This window comes from Bradyrhizobium sp. PSBB068, from assembly GCA_016839165.1.
GTDB lineage: Bacteria > Pseudomonadota > Alphaproteobacteria > Rhizobiales > Xanthobacteraceae > Bradyrhizobium.
Map to the genome: position 1 here is coordinate 1,385,644 of CP069300.1, position 14,746 is coordinate 1,400,389.

The 14,746-nt window shown below is 63.5% G+C and carries 19 protein-coding genes; 7 read left to right on the forward strand and 12 right to left on the reverse strand.

Annotated features, from left to right (window positions below):
• Positions 1–20: 20 nt before the first annotated feature.
• Together JQ507_06580 and JQ507_06585 are read right to left on the reverse strand one after the other, a co-directional pair.
• Complete coding sequence (locus JQ507_06580) at positions 21–983, reverse strand: D-2-hydroxyacid dehydrogenase family protein (protein ID QRI71164.1); 963 nt, start codon at positions 981–983, stop codon at positions 21–23.
• Between the two features lie 123 nt (positions 984–1,106).
• Complete coding sequence (locus tag JQ507_06585) at positions 1,107–1,346, reverse strand: hypothetical protein (GenBank protein QRI71165.1); 240 nt, start codon at positions 1,344–1,346, stop codon at positions 1,107–1,109.
• A 272-nt stretch (positions 1,347–1,618) separates the two neighbouring features.
• Between JQ507_06585 and ettA the strand changes: the two genes are divergently transcribed.
• Together ettA and JQ507_06595 are read left to right on the forward strand one after the other, a co-directional pair.
• A complete protein-coding gene (gene ettA / locus JQ507_06590; protein ID QRI71166.1) occupies positions 1,619–3,268 on the forward strand; it encodes an energy-dependent translational throttle protein EttA in 1,650 nt (549 codons plus the stop codon).
• 169 nt (positions 3,269–3,437) lie between these two features.
• The gene (locus tag JQ507_06595; GenBank protein ID QRI71167.1) at positions 3,438–4,022 is read left to right on the forward strand and encodes a TIGR00645 family protein; all 585 of its coding nucleotides are present in this window, start codon (positions 3,438–3,440) and stop codon (positions 4,020–4,022) included.
• Between the two features lie 234 nt (positions 4,023–4,256).
• Here the strand turns inward: JQ507_06595 and JQ507_06600 are convergent, their stop codons facing one another.
• On the reverse strand, positions 4,257–5,348 hold the full coding sequence (locus JQ507_06600; GenBank protein QRI71168.1) for a toll/interleukin-1 receptor domain-containing protein: 1,092 nt from the start codon (positions 5,346–5,348) through the stop codon (positions 4,257–4,259).
• An 83-nt stretch (positions 5,349–5,431) separates the two neighbouring features.
• Between JQ507_06600 and JQ507_06605 the strand changes: the two genes are divergently transcribed.
• A complete protein-coding gene (locus JQ507_06605) occupies positions 5,432–6,664 on the forward strand; it encodes a lytic murein transglycosylase (protein QRI71169.1) in 1,233 nt (410 codons plus the stop codon).
• 399 nt (positions 6,665–7,063) lie between these two features.
• On the opposite strand, the gene JQ507_06610 is transcribed toward JQ507_06605, so the two are convergent.
• Together JQ507_06610 and JQ507_06615 are read right to left on the reverse strand one after the other, a co-directional pair.
• On the reverse strand, positions 7,064–7,348 hold the full coding sequence (locus tag JQ507_06610; protein QRI71170.1) for a hypothetical protein: 285 nt from the start codon (positions 7,346–7,348) through the stop codon (positions 7,064–7,066).
• 237 nt (positions 7,349–7,585) lie between these two features.
• Positions 7,586–7,891 carry a hypothetical protein gene (locus tag JQ507_06615; protein ID QRI71171.1) on the reverse strand — a complete coding sequence of 102 codons (306 nt, stop codon included), beginning with the start codon at positions 7,889–7,891 and terminating at the stop codon, positions 7,586–7,588.
• Between the two features lie 387 nt (positions 7,892–8,278).
• Here JQ507_06615 and JQ507_06620 point away from each other — a divergent pair, with 387 nt between their 5' ends.
• Both JQ507_06620 and bfr read left to right on the forward strand, forming a co-directional pair.
• Positions 8,279–8,551, forward strand: a complete 273-nt coding sequence (locus JQ507_06620) for a (2Fe-2S)-binding protein (protein ID QRI71172.1) — start codon at positions 8,279–8,281, stop codon at positions 8,549–8,551.
• Between the two features lie 213 nt (positions 8,552–8,764).
• Positions 8,765–9,253 carry a bacterioferritin gene (gene bfr / locus JQ507_06625; protein QRI71173.1) on the forward strand — a complete coding sequence of 163 codons (489 nt, stop codon included), beginning with the start codon at positions 8,765–8,767 and terminating at the stop codon, positions 9,251–9,253.
• An 81-nt stretch (positions 9,254–9,334) separates the two neighbouring features.
• Here the strand turns inward: bfr and JQ507_06630 are convergent, their stop codons facing one another.
• The 6 genes from JQ507_06630 to JQ507_06655 all read right to left on the reverse strand — a co-directional run bounded on the left by JQ507_06630 (position 9,335) and on the right by JQ507_06655 (position 13,391).
• The gene (locus JQ507_06630; GenBank protein ID QRI71174.1) at positions 9,335–9,754 is read right to left on the reverse strand and encodes a hypothetical protein; all 420 of its coding nucleotides are present in this window, start codon (positions 9,752–9,754) and stop codon (positions 9,335–9,337) included.
• 170 nt (positions 9,755–9,924) lie between these two features.
• Complete coding sequence (locus JQ507_06635; GenBank protein QRI71175.1) at positions 9,925–10,278, reverse strand: hypothetical protein; 354 nt, start codon at positions 10,276–10,278, stop codon at positions 9,925–9,927.
• A 221-nt stretch (positions 10,279–10,499) separates the two neighbouring features.
• Positions 10,500–11,033: a hypothetical protein gene (locus tag JQ507_06640; protein ID QRI71176.1), complete on the reverse strand. Its 534-nt coding sequence runs from the start codon at positions 11,031–11,033 to the stop codon at positions 10,500–10,502.
• A gap of 24 nt (positions 11,034–11,057) precedes the next feature.
• On the reverse strand, positions 11,058–11,570 hold the full coding sequence (locus JQ507_06645) for a hypothetical protein (GenBank protein ID QRI71177.1): 513 nt from the start codon (positions 11,568–11,570) through the stop codon (positions 11,058–11,060).
• A gap of 189 nt (positions 11,571–11,759) precedes the next feature.
• Positions 11,760–12,821: an alpha/beta fold hydrolase gene (locus tag JQ507_06650; protein ID QRI71178.1), complete on the reverse strand. Its 1,062-nt coding sequence runs from the start codon at positions 12,819–12,821 to the stop codon at positions 11,760–11,762.
• A gap of 324 nt (positions 12,822–13,145) precedes the next feature.
• On the reverse strand, positions 13,146–13,391 hold the full coding sequence (locus tag JQ507_06655) for a DUF2188 domain-containing protein (protein ID QRI71179.1): 246 nt from the start codon (positions 13,389–13,391) through the stop codon (positions 13,146–13,148).
• A gap of 119 nt (positions 13,392–13,510) precedes the next feature.
• Between JQ507_06655 and JQ507_06660 the strand changes: the two genes are divergently transcribed.
• Both JQ507_06660 and JQ507_06665 read left to right on the forward strand, forming a co-directional pair.
• Positions 13,511–13,777 (forward strand): DUF2277 domain-containing protein, encoded by a 267-nt coding sequence (locus JQ507_06660; protein QRI71180.1) that lies wholly within the window; start codon positions 13,511–13,513, stop codon positions 13,775–13,777.
• Positions 13,778–13,865: 88 nt separating this feature from the next.
• Complete coding sequence (locus JQ507_06665; GenBank protein QRI71181.1) at positions 13,866–14,084, forward strand: hypothetical protein; 219 nt, start codon at positions 13,866–13,868, stop codon at positions 14,082–14,084.
• 56 nt (positions 14,085–14,140) lie between these two features.
• Here the strand turns inward: JQ507_06665 and JQ507_06670 are convergent, their stop codons facing one another.
• Complete coding sequence (locus JQ507_06670) at positions 14,141–14,668, reverse strand: collagen-like protein (GenBank protein ID QRI71182.1); 528 nt, start codon at positions 14,666–14,668, stop codon at positions 14,141–14,143.
• Positions 14,669–14,746 lie beyond the last annotated feature (78 nt).

Below are 14,746 nucleotides of genomic sequence, written 5' to 3' on the forward strand. Positions count from 1 at the left end.
TGTTGCCGGCAGGTCCGGTCTCAGGCCAGCCGCCGCGGCGGCTCGCCGCCTTTGGTGAAGGTGTCGATGCAGGCGACCATCTGCTGATAATGCGCCTGCAGGCTCTCGCGCGTCGCGTAGCCGAGATGCGGCGTGATCACCACGTTGTCGAGCTTGCGGAGCGGGTGGTCTGTCGGCAGCGGCTCGGTCGAGAACACGTCGATGCCGGCGCCGGCGATCTTCTTTTCGCGCAGCGCCGCGAGCAGCGCGTCCTCGTCGACGATCGGCCCGCGCGCGGTGTTGACGAGATAGGCCGACGGTTTCATCCGGGCGAGATCAGCGGCGCCGACCAGTCCGCGCGAGCGCGGGCTGAGCACGACATGGATGGTGATGATGTCCGATGTCGCGAACAATTCGTCCTTGCCGGCGTAGCCGACGCCGGCTTCCTTGCACGTCTCCGGCGTGAGGTTGGGGCTCCAGGCAATCACGTTCATGCCGAACACCTTGGCCATGCCGGCGACCTTGCTGCCGAGCTTGCCGAGGCCGATGACGCCGAGCGTCTTGCCCTCGATCTCGGTGCCGGCAAAGGTCTGCCAGGCCTCGCCGGCATGCATGCGCGCGTTCTCGCGGCCGATACCGCGCGTCAATTCCAGGATCAGGCCCATGGTCAAAGGCGCGGTGGGATCGCGGCTGTATTGAGTGCCGCACAGCACAACCTTGCGTTCCTTGGCGGCGTCCATGTCGATTGCGGCGTTGCGCATGCCCGACGTGATGAGGAGCTTCAGCTTGGGCAGCGCGTCGAGCAGGCTCTTCGGGAACGCCGTGCGCTCGCGCATCGCGCAGATGATGTCGAATTCCCCGAGCTTGGCCGCTGCTTCCGCCTCGCTCGCGAACGGCTTGTCGAACACGGTGACCTCGACGCGATCGCTGATTGCGGGCCAGTCCGCCACCGAACGCGCGATGTCGAAATAGTCGTCGAGGATTGCACAGCGGAGCCGCGTCATCGGGAGGTCCATTCAGGGTGAGGGCGACGGCAAAAAATCACCGTCGGGATCTCCTGATGGTCGCGCGCAATCGGGGGGCGCGCAAGCGGCTGCGGTTTCAAAAAGCGGCGATAGTCACGCGGCTCACGGCTTGCGCGTTTTCGCGGTCCGGATATCGGCGAGCATCGATCGGACCGCCGGCGACAGCGCCATCTGCTTGGCGCGGCAGGCCGGGCCGGGGCCGCGCATATAGTGCAGTTCCGGGCGGTAGGGATTGAAAGCCTTGGCGACGAAGGCCCGCCAGAAGGCGCGGAATTCGGCGAACGGCGTCGCCTCGGCCTTGATCGCCGGGCGCGAAAGAGGTGCGGATATGATGGTAGCCATGACGCGGCCTCAACTGTCTGGTCGCGGTTCTGCCGCGAAAAGTCGCCGTTTTCGGCGTTGCAGACGAGTTTTGGCCTGATTTATTAAAAGATGGTTTCAATTGTCGTGATTCCGCGCGCACATGGCCGCGAACCCGTAGTCACCCGTGCCGAGCGGACGAAACGTGGTGAACGGATGGAAAACGCACGCCCCGCGGTTGCGCTTTCGGGGGCCGGCCGTTACATCGGCGGCAGCAAAATTTCCACAAATCGGATCAATTCCAGGGACAGCGGATGGCTCGCCAGTTCATCTATTTCATGCAGGGTCTGACCAAGGCGTATCCGACCCGCAAGGTGCTCGATAACATCCATCTGAGCTTCTACCCCGACGCCAAGATCGGCGTGCTCGGCGTCAACGGCTCGGGCAAGTCGACCCTGCTCAAGATCATGGCGGGTCTCGACAAGGAATATAACGGCGAGGCCTGGGTCGCCGAGGGCGCCCGCGTCGGCTATCTTGAGCAGGAGCCGCAGCTCGATGCCTCGCTCTCGGTTCGTGAAAACGTCATGCAGGGCGTCGCCAAGCAGAAGGCGATCCTCGACCGCTACAATGAGTTGGCCGTCAACTACTCGGACGAGACCGCCGACGAGATGACCAAGTTGCAGGACGAGATCGAGGCGCAGGGCCTGTGGGATCTCGACAGCAAGGTCGACCAGGCGATGGACGCGCTGCGCTGCCCGCCCGACGATGCCGATGTCACCAAGCTCTCGGGCGGTGAACGCCGTCGCGTCGCGCTGTGCCGCCTGCTGCTCGACCAGCCGGAACTGCTGCTGCTGGACGAACCGACCAACCATCTCGACGCCGAGTCGGTGTCATGGCTGGAAGGCCATCTGCGCAACTATCCCGGCGCGATCCTGATCGTGACCCACGACCGCTACTTCCTCGACAACGTCACGAGCTGGATCCTCGAGCTCGACCGCGGCCGCGGTATTCCCTACGAGGGCAACTACTCGTCCTGGCTGGTGCAGAAGCAGAAGCGGCTCGAGCAGGAAGGCCGCGAGGACGCCGCGCACCAGAAGACGCTGGCCCGTGAGCAGGAATGGGTGGCGTCGTCGCCGAAAGCCCGTCAGGCCAAGTCGAAGGCGCGCTACCAGCGCTATGAGGAGCTGCTCAAGCAGGCGAGCGAGAAGCAGACCCAGACCGCGCAGATCATCATCCCGGTCGCCGAGCGGCTCGGCGCCAACGTCGTCGACTTCGAAGGCCTCAGCAAAGGCTTTGGCGATCGGCTGCTGATCGACGACCTCAGCTTCAAGCTGCCGCCTGGCGGCATCGTCGGCGTGATCGGCGCCAACGGCGCCGGCAAGACCACGCTGTTCAAGATGATCACCAAGCAGGAGACGCCCGACAAGGGCACCATCACGGTCGGCGAGACCGTGCATCTCGGCTATGTCGACCAGTCGCGCGACGCGCTCGACGGCAAGAAGACGGTGTGGGAGGAGATCTCCGGCGGCAACGAGCTGATCCTGCTCGGCAAGAAGGAAGTCAACTCGCGCGGCTACTGCTCGTCGTTCAACTTCAAGGGCGCCGACCAGCAGAAGAAGGTCGGCGCGCTGTCGGGCGGTGAGCGCAACCGCGTGCATCTTGCCAAGATGCTGAAGTCCGGCGCCAACGTGCTGCTGCTCGACGAACCGACCAACGACCTCGACGTCGACACGCTGCGCGCGCTCGAAGAGGCGCTGGAGGATTTCGCCGGCTGCGCCGTCATCATCAGCCACGATCGCTGGTTCCTCGACCGCATCGCGACCCACATCCTGGCCTTCGAAGGCGACAGCCACGTCGAATGGTTCGAGGGCAACTTCCAGGACTACGAAAAGGACAAGATGCGCCGGCTCGGCCAGGACAGCATCATTCCGCACCGCGTGAAGTACAAGAAGCTGACGCGGTGATCTGAACGAGGGGGGCGGACGCGGCCAACCTTGGTGCGTCCGACCGCTGCTTCATTTGCAGGATCGTGACGGCATCGCGGCGCAATCTGCGGCCAGTTGTCGCTTTTCAAGCGCGCGGGATTGCGTAGATAGAGCGCTCCCGCAAATCGAATCCTGCGAGCACTCCAACATGTCCGCTATTTCCGAGGCGCGCGCCCCCGCCAAGGGCCGGTCGCTGCGTCCCGTTCCCATGCTGATCTTCGGATCGCGCTGGCTGCAATTGCCGCTCTATGTCGGCCTGATCATCGCCCAGGGCGTCTATGTCGTGCTGTTCCTGAAGGAGCTGTGGCACCTGTTCGCCCACGCCTTCGATTTCAGCGAGCAGCAGATCATGCTCGCCGTCCTCGGCCTGATCGACGTCGTGATGATCTCGAACCTCTTGGTGATGGTGATCGTCGGCGGCTACGAGACCTTCGTCTCGCGCCTCAATCTGCAAGGGCATCCCGACGAGCCGGAATGGCTCAGCCACGTCAATGCCAGCGTGCTGAAGATCAAGCTGGCGATGGCGATCATCGGCATCTCCTCGATCCATCTGCTGCGCACCTTCATCGAGGCCGGCGCGCTGTCGTCGGGCAAGGGCACCTACACCGAGACCGGCGTGATGTGGCAGACCATCATCCACTGCGTCTTCATCTTGTCGGCCATCGGCATCGCTCTCGTCGACAAGTTGTCGAACGATTCGATCGAGGGCGCCAAGCAGCAGGCGGGGCATTAGCGCGTGGTGAAATGAGATGAGGTTGAACTGGATTGGCAGCGGAGGTTCGCCTCTCCCATTGGGAGAGGTCGGCGCGTAGCGCCGGGTGAGGGTTTACGGTCTCTCGTTAGAGTTGCGGCCCCTCACCCGATTTGCTTCGCAAATCGACCTCTCCCCACTGGGAGAGGTGAAGCGAGTGCGCAGCCAACGCGATTCAATCCAAATACATCATCTACACGGGATGTTAGCGTTGCGTCATCGCGCCGCGCGCGAGCCGAACAATGCCGGGGCGGATCTGCCGAGCCATTCGGGGATCTGCGCCGCGCCGCGCGGAAATCCGCGGGCCATGGCCAGGATGAACGCGGTCTGCCAGACGCCGAACAGCACCAGCCAGCCCGCCAGGGGCGGCAGCCTGACGATTGCACCGTAGATGGTTCCAGCCGCGACAGCGGCGATCCAGGTCACCACGACGCTGTCGATCCGCCTGAACGCAGGGTTGGCCAGCAGCACGCCGAGAATGGTGATTGCTCCACCGACAGCGCCGCCGATGCCGCCGATCAGGTAACCCATCAACGGATTGTTATCGAGCGTCTCGGTGATCCGCGCCGGGCTCGCGGCGTCGCCGTCCACCGGCACGGTCTTGGTGTATTGGCCGAGCGCCTGAAGCGTGATGGCGCTGGCATCGTAGGCCGCGATCCATGCCACGGTCGTGATTGCGACCACCAGCGCCAGCTGAAATCGGTCCTTCGCGCCAAACACGACATTGCAGGTCGCGATCGCCGCGCCGAAGATCACACCGGGCAGGATCGTGATTCCGCCGGCGTCGGAGGCGACGAACGAATATTGCAGGACGTTGAGCGCATAGGTCGTGACCAGGCTGCACGCGATGGCGGACGCCAACGCCAGCACGAGGAAGGCGAGGTTCGGCCGGTCGCGCGACTGCGCGTTCTTGGCTTCCAGCATGCGATCCACCGCGGCCCGCGTCTCGGCGGCGGCGCTGCCCTGGGGTTCGAGGATCGTGACCGCCTTGAGATAGGTCGGGACCTGGTCGAGCGGGGTCGGCGCCATCATCACCGGCAGCACGCGATTGCTCGGGTTCGGCCATTTGGTCTTGGCGAAGGCGAGCTCGCTCAAGGTGTAGCGCCCCCTGGTCACCGATTCCGGGCTGATCAGGAACACCATAAAATCGCTGCTTTCGATGGCTTTTTCGACCCGCGCATCGAAGCTGTCGCCCGGTGGGAGATCGTCATGCGAAAAGAAAACGTCGTGGTCGCAATTGCGCAGGGACTGAGCGATGTTGCCAGCCTGCAATTCCAATTCGGAGGGAAATGACAAAAATATGCGCATTGCAAAACTTACCACCCAGAATTGAATTCTGACAATTGCCGAATCCACGTCGCAATGCCGGTTTTTGCAGGGTGAGATCGATCATGAGATGGCCAGCCACCATTGTCGCATGCGCGGTGCTGCTTTGCGCGCCGCTGCAACGGCCGGCATACGCCGCCGACGCCGCGTTCACCCAGTTCATCGCCTCGCTGTGGCCGGAGGCCAAGGCGGCCGGCGTGTCGCGTGAAACCTTCGATCGCGAGACGCGCTCGCTCGAGCCCGACTACAAGCTGCCCGATCTGATCCTGCCCGGACGTCCCAAGACCGGCGCGCCGGCGCAGGCCGAGTTCGTGCAGGTGCCGGCCGACTACATCAAGGAGGCCTCGATCGCGCGGCTGGCCGCCGAGGGGCAGCGGCTGTTGCAGAAGTATCGCTCGTCGCTCGACGCGATCGAAAAGCGGTTCGGCGTGCCGGCGCCGATCGTGCTGGCGATCTGGGGCCGCGAGACCGACTACGGCCGCTACGCGCTGCCCTACGACACGCTGCGCGTGGTGGCGACGCAGGCCTATGTCGGCCGCCGCAAGGATCAGTACCGCACCGAGTTCATCCTCGCGCTGAAGATCCTCGGTGAGGGCGTGGTGACGCGCAAGGAGCTGCGCTCGTCCTGGGCGGGAGCGACCGGCTATACCCAGTTCCTGCCGTCGGAGTACTACAAGCACGGCGTCGATCTCGACGGCGACGGCAAGGTCGACATCTGGCATTCGGTGCCGGACGCGCTCGCCTCCGCCGCGCAGCAGCTCGTCAACAAGGGCTGGCAGCCCGGCGTGCGCTGGGCCTACGAGGTCACGGCGCCGGCCAATGCCGACTGCACGATGGGCGTGCCCGAAGTGACAAAACCGATCAGCCAGTGGCTGCGGGCGGGCTTCGTGCCGGTGCGGGGGCTGAGGCTCAGCGCCACCGAGCAGGCGCAATCGGCCTCGCTGCTGCAGCCGGAAGGCATCTACGGCCCGGCCTTCCTGACCACGCCGAACTACTTCGTGATCAAGGAATACAATTTCTCCGACCTCTACGTGCTGTTCGTCGGCCATCTCGCCGACCGGATGACGAGCCCGCAGCCGTTCGCGACGCCGTGGTCGGCGTCCAGGCAGCTCCGTTCCGCCGATGTCGAGGCGATGCAGCAGCAGCTGACCAAGATCGGGCTCTACAAGGACAAGCTCGACGGCAAGGCCGGGATGCAGACCCGCGCGGCGCTCGGCGCTTATCAGAAGCAGGCCGGGCTGAAGGTCGACTGCTGGCCGAGCGAAGCGGTGCTGCGCGCGATGAACGGGCAGCGCTAAAGCGGGATGAATTTTGGTTGAATAGGCCTGGCGCGGTCTTGCTTCACCTCTCCCCGGTGGGGAGAGGTCGGATTGCGCAGCAATCCGGGTGAGGGCTCTTGCTCTCTCGATAGACCGCAACCCCTCACCCGATTTGCTGCGCAAATCGACCTCTCCCAAGGGAGAGGTGAACTTTCGATGCCGTTCCAGCTCAACCCAATCTCATCAGGATTTAGGGCATGATCCGGAAGGGTGCGAAGCGGTTTTCCCTCGCGACAAACGCGGAACCGCGCGCGCGCGGAGATCATGCGCAAACAACGGGCCTCAAGGACGACCGCCGGGATTGTTTCGCGGCCCAGAAACAAAAACCCGGCCGTGAGGCCGGGTTTTCGAGTGTGATGCTGAAACCGTGTCGGTCGATCAGTCGCAAACCTGGACGCGACGGAAGCGCCAGCCGTAGCCGTCCCAGAAGCGCTCACGAACCCAGCGGCAGGGAGCTTCTTCGACGTAAACCGGTGCCGGTGCGACATAGACCGGAGCAGGACGGGCGCCAGCAATCGCGCCGCCGAGCAGGGCGCCGCCGATCAGGCCGCCGGCAACGCCGGCCGCGATGGCGCCGCCATCACCAGCCTTGGCAGCCGGAGCAACCGCCAGCGAACCGGCAAGCGTGGTAACGGCAACGAGGGCAGCTAAAGTCTTCTTCATGTCTTTGGCTCTCCTGGAAGGTGGTGGCGTCGTGGTCCGACGCCGGGTTTTAGGTGACTCGCACGCTGATCTCGAACTGCTGTCTTGCTAAACAGCGCAGAACAGTCAACCGAAAGTAAACGTCGGCAGGCTCATCGCGCAGAAAAGCGGTTTTTTCTGGCCTTCTACGGCAGATGTCCCGGACAAACAGTCGGTTTTCCGGGACATCTGGTTTGAATTAATCGAGATGAACGGCGATCAATCGCAAACGCGGACGCGGCGAATGCGCCAGGTGTAGCCGTCCCAGAACCGCTGGCGCTGCCAGAAGCAATCGGGACCGTAACCGGGCTCGGCGACGTAGGCCGGACCGGGCGCGTAGTAGCCATAGCCGGGACCGTAATAGCCGTTCTGCGAAGCGATCGCGCCACCGACGATGGCGCCACCGATCAATCCCGCAGCGACGCCGGCGGCGACACCGCGTTGTGCCTGGGCGGGGGCGGGCACCGCCACAGCCGAAACCGCCAGAGTGGCGGCGGCGCAAAGCGCCAGCAATGTCTTCTTCATGACCTCACCTTTCTCACGGGGGCAGGGACAGCGTGCGTTGGCGATCTGTCTCGCCTGAAGGGTTCCATATTCCGCTTGAATGATCAATGAACGACGCTGCCGTATTCGCGACCAAATGCTTGCAGCTTTTGGCATATCTTGCAACGCACAAGCCTGTAGTGAAGCAGTGAACCGGGGGGCTGTGGCGTGCGAAGCCGGATTTGGCCGCTAGACCCGCCAGGCGCGCTTCCTATTCCCGAAAGCCCGGCTCGGCCGATTTAGATTCATTCCAATATGAATCCCGCATCAGTTTGGAATTGCTACAAGAACGGCTTTTTCCTTTTGCATCCGGCCGGGCCCGACAATATCCATATTGCCAAGCATCACCCGTTGGACCTGCCTCCTCTGATGATTGTCTGTTCCTGTAACGTCCTCAGCGACCACGATGTCCGCAATGCCGTCAATGGTGGCGGGTCCGTGACACGAAATGCCAAGCAGGTGTATGGCTGCCTCGGCTGTAGCGCCGAATGCGGCCGCTGCGCGCGCACCATCAAGGCGATCATCGACGAGGCGCTCGGTCCCTGCGCCAAGGCCTGCTGCTCCGGCTGCCCTCACAGCGGCCACCCGCACGCCGCCAACGAAGACGCCGAGCCGGCCGAGTTCGCGCTCGCGGCCTGCTGAACTGGCTTTAGGTTCCGATCCAGCCTCTTCCGCTTTGTTGTCGTTTCTTCCTGCGAGCCGGCCTGTCCGGTCGGCGGCAACGTTTCGCCCCGCCAACCAAATCCGGTTATCCACGCGCCGCTTCCGCGACGGGTTGCTCTCCCCGGCAATCTGATTTAGAAGCGTTCTAAATTTACGCTGGCCAACGGTAGCCGCGACAGGTGGAGTGGATCAATGCAAGGCGACCCGAAGGTCATCGACTATCTGAACAAGGGGCTGCGCAGCGAACTGACCGCCATCAATCAGTATTGGCTGCATTACCGGATGCTCAACAATTGGGGCCTCCTGGAGATGGGCAAGGTCTGGCGCAAGGAGTCCATCGAGGAGATGGAGCACGCCGACAAATTCGTCGATCGCATCCTCTTTCTGGACGGCTTCCCGAACCTGCAGGTGCTCGATCCGCTGAAGATCGGCCAGGACGTCAAGGAGATCATCGAGTGTGACCTCGCCGCCGAGATCGGCGCCCGCACGCTCTACCAGGAGGCCGCGACTTATTGCCACGGCGTCAAGGACTATGTCAGCCGCGACCTGTTCGAGCAGCTGATGAAGGACGAGGAAGACCACATCGACTTCCTTGAGACCCAGCTCGACCTCATCAAGCGCATTGGCCTTGAGCTCTACACCCAAAAGCACGTCGGTCATCTGAAGGGCGAGGATCACTGACCGCTTGGTCGCTGCAAAATTCGAGAGGCCGTCCTTGCGGGCGGCCTCTTTGCTTTTGCGATCCCGATTGGCGCGGCGACGTCAGTAGCACCGCGTGATGTTGATGGTGCGGTCGCCGCCGCGTCCGGGCACCGTCACGGTCTCGGTGGGACAGCTCGACACATAGGGGCGATCCGACGGCACCACGGCCGGCGGATAGCGGTGCGCCCAATCCCATGGCACGTCCTGGGTGTAGGTGTAGCGGACGTCGTTCGAGGCCGGCGCCGGGACTTCGGCGATCGGAGCGGCGGCCAGCGCGTCGTCGTAATATCCGCTCGTTCCCGGCAACACGATGCCGGGCACCCGCACATGGTGGCGGAAGGCCGGGTGGTGCGCGGAAAACGTGCCGCGCGGCGCCGTTCCGGATCTCGCATCAGTCTCGGTCGAGGATGCAAGCAGCAGTGCTGCAACGCCGAGGGACGCCAGCAGCGCCCCGCCTGTTCGATATCTTCGATACGCCATGGGCACGCACCAACTCGTGGTTACGGAGCATTGTGCGGACGCTAGGCCGCGTCGCGCAGCGCCCGCAAACTCATCCTTAATTATTGGTTAAAAAGTAAGGTTAACAGGGAGTAATTGTCTCAAATTGACGCGATCTCGTGCGGGGCTGCGCGCAATGGCTGCGAGTCGCTTCAGACGGCGTCTGCCGGAACGAAGCAGCTGATGATGATGCCGCCGCGGTGGTGCACGTACCACACCACGGCCTCGCCGACCGGATTGCCGCGATCGCGGATCACGGCGCGCTCCGGCACCATCATCCATTCGCCCTCGATCGGCACCCAATAGGCGCCGCCCCGAACATCATAGTTCGTGCGATGGCCGTCGGAGATGTCGCAGCAGGGCACGCCGTTCGGTGCGATCACGCTCTTGAACCAGGCGCGGATATCGGGCGGCACATTGTCGTATTGGCCGTTGTCGAACGCCAGCGCAGCGCCCGCCATGACGGCGAGCCACGCGAGCACCGCGCCATGCGTCAGCCTTCGCATCGCATTCCTCCGCGAAAACCTTGTGCGTGATCCGCGCAACGCCCGCGCGCGAATCCGGTGTTTGCGCGATTAGGCACGAACCGCGCGCGGGATGCATGCTCAAAGAATGAGCGAAGCAGCGCAGTTGTCCGTGATGCAGTGCGAGAGGCGTTCAGGCCGGCTTCTTCGTGCGGGCGCCAACATCGATCTCGCCGGCGCAGCCTATCACGTGCCGCAGACGGTCACACGCCGGTCAGATCGTAGAATGCCGCGATCAGACGGGTGATCTCGGTGGAGTTCGCAATCACCAGCGCAAGGTCGTCCTTCTCCGGCTTACCGGACTGAATCCGCTCCAGGGCTTCGCTCGATTGCTTGACGATCGCAGCAATCCTGCGCAGCAGGTCCTCGCGGGTCACGATCTTGCTCAGGTCGGTGCTGGTGTATTTCTGCAGGTTCCGCAATCTGGTCTGGTCGAAAGGCTGCTTGAATGCACGCGATCCAGCCTGATCGACCAAAATCTTGTAGGCGGAATCATATCCCTCTTTTGCCGAATTGAGCGCGCGCCGGACCGCTTCCGGGTTTTGTTCGGCGATGCCGCCGAGTACGCCGTTGCCGGCGGCACAGTTCGCTCGCGCCAGGTTTGAGATCGGCTGGGCGACCTGCCTGTCCTGATCGGCCTGCCTCGCCTTCGTGATCAAATCGTCGACGGTGTCGGCGAGCGCGATGCGGCTGGCGCCCGCGCAGCAGGCAACCACGATGATTGCGAGAGCCGTCATCCTTCGCACCAGCATTGTCGCCTCCTACGGTGTCTTGGTCTGATCGCAGATCTTTTCGACTGCCGGCAGCTTGACGCCACCGAGCGCAAAGCCTTCCTTGCGAAACTTCGGGCAAGCCTGAGTTGCGATTGCGCGCCAGGATTCCAGGGAGATGCCGCCGTGCCGGTAGAGATCGTAGATGTTGGAGAATTTCGCATCATATAGCGCGGCATAGGATTGCATCTTGTCGGGCGGCGCGTCGATGACGGCGCGGAAGAAGTCCGTATAGTCCGACTGCATCTTGTAATCATTGTTGGTTCGATAGAAGTCGATCGCATTCATGATCTGAACGATCGCGATCCCCGCTCCGGCGACTGCAACGACAAGCGCCAGCCACGGAACGATCCGGTCCTGCGGACGCGCCAATGCCAGCCTGAGGGCGGCGATCTCGCGCGTCAAACCGTCGTTCTGCCGCTCTGCTTCCTTGAGATCAGCCAACCGCGCCACGGCGACCGGATCGACCAGCACCGTGCCGTCAGCGGCGGTTTCGGTGGACAAGCGCCCACCGGCAATCATGGCGTCCAGATCAGCAATCGAAAATGGACTGAGCTGAGCAGCCTGGTCTTTGGAAATGCCGGGCATCGTCGCTCCGAAATACGGCTGCGAGGCAATGATCGTACAATGCTCATGATATAAATCGATTTAGAGACAACCACAAGACGAATAAGTGTCGACCGTGCTTCTCGGCTACATTGCTCGCTGCGGCGTGACTCGCAGCAGCTCCTGCAATTGACCGGAGTAGAATTTGGCGTCGCCGGTGGTGAGGTGGCCGCGCGTCTCGCTGCTCGCCGGGATCAGATAGATCTTGCCGTTCTTGATCCGCTTGACCGCAGCCTCGGTGACGCCGGTCTCCGGCGGATTGCGCTCGTCGTCGGCCGCGTTGATCGCGAGCAGTGTCGCCTCGATCTTCTCCATGCCGGCGGAGGGATCGTAATCATGCGAGGCTTCCCATTGATAGATGTAGTCGTTGGCATCGGCGGTGACCGGCAGCGCCAGCTGGTCGTCGACCATCTTGTCGGCTTGCGGGGCCGATGGCGCCTGCGTCTGGTAGGCGAGCGTGCCGCCGGCGCTGGCGAAGCGATAGGCGGCGATGGCGTATTTCATCATCCGCGGCTGGCTGGTGTAATTGCCGCCGTTGTAGTCGGGGTCGTTGCGGATCGTGTCCAGCATCGTCCGCCGCAGGATCCAGTTGCGCGCGGCCATCGCAGTCGGCTGCGAGGCCATCGGCACCAGCACGTCCATCATCTGCGGATAGCGCACGCCCCAGATCCAGCTGTGCATGCCGCCCATCGAATTGCCGATCACAAGCCGCAGATGCTTGATGCCGAGCCCCTCGGTGACGAGCCGGTATTGCGCGTCGACCATGTCGTTGTAGTCGTATTTCGGAAAGCTCGTGCGCATCGCATCCGACGGCTTCGACGATTTGCCGTGCCCGATGCCGTCGGGAATGATGATGTAGTATTTCGCCGCGTCGAGCGGCTGCCCCGGGCCGAACAGCTCGCCGGCAAAGGTCGGCGTCAGCATGCTGGCGGCCGAGCCGCCGGAGCCGTGCAGCACCAGCACCGGCTGTCCGGTCGGTGCGCCGACCGTGGTGTAGTGCAGCCGCAGTTCCGGCATCACCTCGCCGCTGTGGAACTTGAAGTCCTTTGCGATCCACTCGCCATCCTGAGGCGCGGGATAGTCTGCAGCCATGACCGGTACCGCTATCGAGACGAGAGCGGCCACAAGCGCCGCGCACAAACGGATCATGGGCTTCTCCCTGCACATGGCGGGTTTGTCCAGCCGCCTCGGTGCAAGCCTAAAGCATGATCCGGAAAAGTGCGAAGCGGTTTTCCGAAAAGATCATGCTCAAACAAGGAGCTAAAGCCCGATGACGATTCAACCCAATCTCGTCGCGCTTTAGCATGATGCAAGCCACTATCCGAGAGTTGCGCCGCGCGCTGCGTGGTGCCGTGCCGAGGAGATCGCGTTCGATCCGGCGCGGCAGCCGCGTCTCGCGTGTCCCTTTGCCGACGCCGTTCTGGCGCGGCTGGTGCAGATGCGCGGCGTTGCACCGCACCGGTCTGAACTAGACTAGCGCCCGTCCTCGACCTCGGTTTCCGGGCGGTCGCTGCCGGAGGCAGTCTCGGTCAGCCATTTGCCGTCCGCGGTCTCGTACTGGATTGCCTCGGTGCGCCCGGGAACACGTTGCTCGTTGGCCGCGCGCCGGGCGGCGGCAAGCGCCGCGGCATGGGTTGGAAACGGTTCGGAGAACACCCCGTCGACAGTATAGGCCCAGCCGCCATCGTGCTGGACCACCTTGTAGATCACGTGGCTCATCCGGAACCTCGTTTCCATCGTGGACCATGGGGCTGCCAGAATAGACCACGATGTCGTATTTTGCAGCAGCCGATCGTCCTTGAGGCGCAAGCCCCGAAATGCGGGCGAGGGAGACCGACATGTGCCGCAATATCAAGACGCTGTTCAACTTCGAGCCGCCCGCCACCGAAGACGAGATCCACGCCTCGGCGTTGCAATTCGTGCGCAAATTGAGTGGCTTCAACAAGCCGTCGCAGTCCAATGAAGCCGCCTTCAACCTTGCGGTGGCCGAAGTCTCCGCTGCTGCGCGAAAACTCCTGATCTCGTTGCAGACCACGGCGCCGGCGCGCGATCGCGAGGTCGAGGCGGAGAAGGCGAGGGAGCGCTCGCGCCTGCGGTTCGGATGAGGCCAGCGCATTCCGTGACGCAGGTCACGGTAAGCCGTCAGGCCACCGGGCATCATTGCCGTTCACCCTGGCCCCCCGGAGCAACGCCATGAAGCCTGCCGCCCTGCTCACACTCTGCTCGATTGCGTTCGCCGTGCTCTGGACCTGCGGCATGCTGTGGTCGAGCGGCACGATCGACCTCGCCAACGTCGTCATCCTGTCGGCGTGCGGGGCGTTCGCGGGTGTTGCCTGGTACTACGCGATGCGCTGGGTGTTTCAGCTGATGCAGCTCGCCCGGCCCTCCGATCCTCCGGGCGCCCAGCGGTGAGCATCGCGCGCGACACCGACATGGCTGGCCGTGCCGTCGCGCGATGATCAGGAGGATTACTTCTTGTCCTTCTTGCGGTGCTTCTTCTTTTTCTTGTGATCGCCGTCTTCGTCGTCATCTTCCTCGAGATCGATGTCATCGACTTCAAGGGCAATCGCTTCCGCTGCCGCGCGCTCGGCGGCATCGCGTTCGGCCTGCTCGGCGGCTTCACGCTCCTTGGTGCGCTTGTAGTCTTCCCAGGCGTCGAAGATCATGTGCAGCCACGGCATCACCTGCTCGATCGACGGCAATTGGCCGGGCGGGCCGGCTTCACCGCGCGGACCGGCGGGACCCTGCGGGCCCTGAGGACCGGCTTCGCCGCGCGGACCCTGCACGCCTGCCTTGCCTTGCGCCCCCGGCTTGCCCTGAGGGCCTGCCTTGCCTTGCACGCCCGCCTTGCCCTGCGGACCCGGCTTGCCGCGCGGACCTTCCGGTCCCGGGCGCCCTGGATGTCCCTGCGGTCCGGGCTTTCCCGGCTCGCCCTGACGGCCCTGTGGCCCCGGCGCTCCTCGTGCCCCCTGGCGGGAAGTTGTCTCGTCAGCCACTGATATGCTCCGTCGCGATGTGAAGCCGCTTGTAACAGAGGTTGGACGACGGCTTCAATTCTGCCCGGCGGCACCGAT